1 protein-coding gene is annotated in these 1,930 nt (G+C 71.2%); it reads left to right on the top strand.

The genetic code is table 11. From position 1 onward, the window contains the following. Nucleotides 1-373: 373 nt before the first annotated feature. Nucleotides 374-1,930: hypothetical protein (locus ACIA5A_RS30865; RefSeq protein ID WP_396768305.1), on the top strand; the 1,557-nt coding region annotated here is incomplete at its 3' end.

Below are 1,930 nucleotides of genomic sequence, written 5' to 3'. Positions count from 1 at the left end.
CAACAACGAGGGCCGCGTCAAGCTCGACGACGAATCCCTCATCAGCGACAACGACCCCACCAACTGCGCCAACACCGTCAAGGACTGCTTCAACTAACGCACCACCACATAGAGCCGGAGGTCCCTTCCCGCTGCCGAGTCGGCGGGAAGGGACCCGCTCCGATCGCGCGCCGTGTCCCCGACCGGGCCTCCCGTCCCCGCTGCGACCGCCGGTCCCACCCGCACCCTTATGCGGGTTTTTTTCGTATATGAGCACAGGGTGAAGAAGGTTCTCATACGGTGTTGTTCAGCAGCTACAACCGATTTGTAGCGAAGGCCGCCTCGCTGTGGCGAAGCGACCTTGTCAGGTACAAGGAGAGGGCAGAGAGCTCCGATGTCCAACTACCTTCGCAATAACGATGACGCCACCACCACCCGCGAGACCGTCTCCCCGCTCCGGCGCCGCCGGCTCTGGCTCGCGACCGGCGTCGTGGGCCTGACCGGAGCGGTCAGCCTCGCCGGCGTGGCCTACGCGACCACCGGGGTCACCGGTCCGCACCGGCTCGCCGACGTGAAGTGGTCGACCACGCAGCAGCTCGGCGACGACCACGGCGACGAGGCCACGGAGGACGAGCACGGCAAGGGCGACTACCGCGACGAGCACGGCAAGGACGACTACCGCGGTGACGAGTACGCCAAGGACGGCAAGGACCGGGGCCAGGAGGGCCGGGACCGGGGCCAGGAGGGCCGGGACCGGGGCCAGGAGGGCCGGGACCGGGGCGAGTGGGGCGGCGAGGAGGACCACGGCAAGGCCCGCGAGATCCCCTGCGACGACGACGCCCTGGTCGACGCGCTGGAGCTGGCCAACCGTGACCACGGCGGCACCCTGAAGCTCGCCGAGAACTGCACCTACGAACTCGGTGTCAAGGACCGCAAGGTCGGCGGCGCCCTGCCGGAGATCAAGCAGGACGTCACCATCAAGGGCAACGGCTCCACCATCGAGCGCGACGCCGAGGACACCTTCCGGATCTTCCGCGTCGCCGACGGCGGGCACCTCACCCTCAAGGACCTGACGGTCAAGGGTGGCAACGCGTCCGAGTTCAAGTACCCGGGCGGGCCCGGCCCGATGGCGCCCGCGTCGACGAGCGGCACGGCGGCGCAGCCCGCCGCGCCGGTCGCCCCGGCCCAGCCGGCCGTCGCGGGAGCGCAGGCCGCCACCGCGGCCCAGGCCGCCGCGCCGGCTCCGGCCGCGCCGGCTGCTCCGGCCCAGCCGGCGGTCGCCGCCCAGGCGGCTCCGGTCGCGGCGGCTCCGGTCGCGGCGGCTCCGGTCGCGGCGGCTCCGGTCGCGGCGGCTCCGGTCGCGGCGGCTCCGGTCGCGGCGCAGGCCGCGACCGCGACGACGATCGCGGTCTCCGGCCCGGAGAACGGGGACGAGAAGCAGGGCGAGGGTGACGGCGGCGCGCTGCTGGTCGAGCGTGGCGGCAGCGCCCACCTGTCCAACGTCAAGCTCACCGACAACAACGCCGAGCACAACGGCGGCGCGGTGGCCAACTACGGCCGCGTGTGGCTGGAGGAGAGCAAGGTCGTCAACAACCACGCCCAGGGCGACGGTGGCGGCATCTTCAACCGCGGCATCCTCAAGGTCGAGGAGACCAAGGTCGACGACAACACCGCCGGCGGCAACGGTGGCGGTATCGCCAACGGCAACGGCCTCTCCGGCAAGCACGGCGCCGACGCCACCGAGCTGCAGAGCTACGTGCCGTCGGGCAAGCACGACGAGGCCGGCACGGTCGAGATCATCGGTTCCGACCACGGCAAGGACGGCGGCAAGGAGGGCGAGAAGTCCTCGCTGTCGAACAACCGGGCCGGGAAGAACGGTGGTGGCCTGTTCAGCAGCGGCGGCTACGTCACCGTCTCCTTCACCCACGTCACCGGCAACACCGCCTGCGAG

Source organism: Micromonospora sp. NPDC051300 (assembly GCF_044455315.1).
Taxonomy (GTDB): domain Bacteria; phylum Actinomycetota; class Actinomycetes; order Mycobacteriales; family Micromonosporaceae; genus Micromonospora; species Micromonospora robiginosa.
The sequence above is the reverse complement of the archived record's forward strand: the minus strand, read 5'-3'. Positions and strand labels throughout refer to the sequence as shown.